This window comes from Anaerolineae bacterium, assembly GCA_014360855.1.
In the GTDB taxonomy this organism is placed as follows: Bacteria; Chloroflexota; Anaerolineae; order JACIWP01; family JACIWP01; genus JACIWP01.
Genome location: JACIWP010000412.1, coordinates 1 through 1,742 on the forward strand (window position 1 = coordinate 1; position 1,742 = coordinate 1,742).

At 68.2% G+C, this 1,742-nt stretch carries 2 protein-coding genes; both read left to right on the forward strand.

The genetic code is table 11. From position 1 onward, the window contains the following. Positions 1-865 (forward strand): hypothetical protein (locus H5T60_14610; protein MBC7243663.1); only part of this gene is annotated, 865 nt, incomplete at its 5' end. A 15-nt stretch (positions 866-880) separates the two neighbouring features. After that, positions 881-1,742, forward strand: an 862-nt coding sequence (locus tag H5T60_14615; GenBank protein ID MBC7243664.1) for a UPF0104 family protein, incomplete at its 3' end; no start/stop codon positions are given.

Here is a 1,742-nt window from a genome sequence, read left to right on the forward strand (position 1 = left end):
CGATGTGTTGGCCGAAGGGGGCTGGCGTGCGGCCCAGCAGTTGGGCTTGGGAGTGGATTTCGCCGATGATGTATATCAGGCCTGGGGATACGCCGGCCACATGGATGCCCGCGGCGATCGCGCCAACCGGGCGGTGTTCCCCTTCTGGATCGCGCCGGCACTGCAGTGGGCCATCGACACGCGCGACCCCATGGGCGGAAGCCACGGATATATCACCGGCGCGCTGGGCTACTCGCCGTTGGCCCATCACGGAGAGGGACCGACCTGGGAGCAGTTGATGGCCGGCGCGGAGAAGCTGTACGGCACGCGCCTGGCGCTGGACCCTTATTCGGGCTATGAGGGGAAGGCGCCGGCGGCCCGCTGGCACTGCATCCGCGGCGCGCTGAAGGACAGCCTGACGGTGGACGACAATGTCTTCCCCATGCTGTGGAGCTACCGCACGCCCGACGGCATGGCGCGCGCCGGCGGAATGGAGGGCTACGCCTTCGAATATCACCTCTTCACCGCGGCCACAGGCCTGGAGCTGAGCGAGGAGGATTTCAACCGCTGTGGGGAGCGCGTTGTGAACCTGGAGCGCGCCCTGCAGGTGCGCGATTTCGCCCGCTCCCGCCAGGACGATGAGGTCATTATCCCGCATTTCACGGAGCAGGAGGACTTCCTGCCCAGCCCGTACCTGGAAGGCCCCCAGCGGGGGGATACGGAGAAACTGCGCGCCGCGCTGAGCGAGTTCTACGCGCTGTGGGGGTGGGATGTGGAGACCGGCCGGCCCACCGCCGAGACCCTGCGCAGGCTGGGCATGGAAGATGTCGCCGCGGACCTGCTGGCCCGCCGGCTCATCCGCGAGTCTCCGCACTCCCCGGCCTAAAGGACCCCGGCCCACATGACCGCTTCCGTCCCCCCGTCGGCATCCCGCAGGGCACGCGGCCGGCTTTGGCGGTTGGCCCAGGCCCTCGTCATCGCCGCTGTCCTGTTCTTCTGGGGGCGTGCCATCTGGAGCAACTGGCCCCAATTCGCCGCGCAGGAGTGGCATTTTCAGCCGGCGTACCTGACGGCTTCCTTCGTCCTGGTGCTGGCCCAGCTTTTCCTGCTGGCGGCCATCTGGCGCTGGACGCTGACGCGGCTGGGCGTGCGCCGGCCCTGGCGGGAGACGACGCGCATCTGGGCCTTATCCCAGATCGCGCGCTATCTGCCTGGGGGCATCTGGGACGTGGCCGGCCGGTTCGCCATGGGCGCCCAGGCCGGCTATCCGGCGCTGGCCCTGTCCTTCAGCATCCTGCTGGAAATGGCCCTCCAGGCGCTGACAGCCGTCCTCGCCTTCGTGCTGAGCCTGCCGTTCTGGCCCCAACTGCCGCAGGAAGCCGGCCTGCGCTGGACCATCCCGCTGAGCATCCTAGGTCTGGCGGCGCTCCATCCCCGGGTGATTCGGTTCGGCCTGCGGACGGCGGCGCGCCTGCTCCGCATGGAACTGCCGGCGGTCACCTTGCGCTATAGCGACGTGCTCTTTCTGCTTTTCTGCCATATGCTCACTCAGCTCTGCATCGGGGCCGGCTTTCACCTGTTCATGCGGGCGGTATATCCCGCCTGGCCGGCAAGCCTGTGGCCGGTCGCGGTCGGCACCTACAGCGCCGCCTGGCTGATCGGCTTCCTCATCATCTTTGTCCCCATGGGCATCGGGGTGCGGGAGGGCATCATCGTGATGCTGATGACGCCGTTCGTGCCCTTCGCGCCGGCGAACGCCGTTG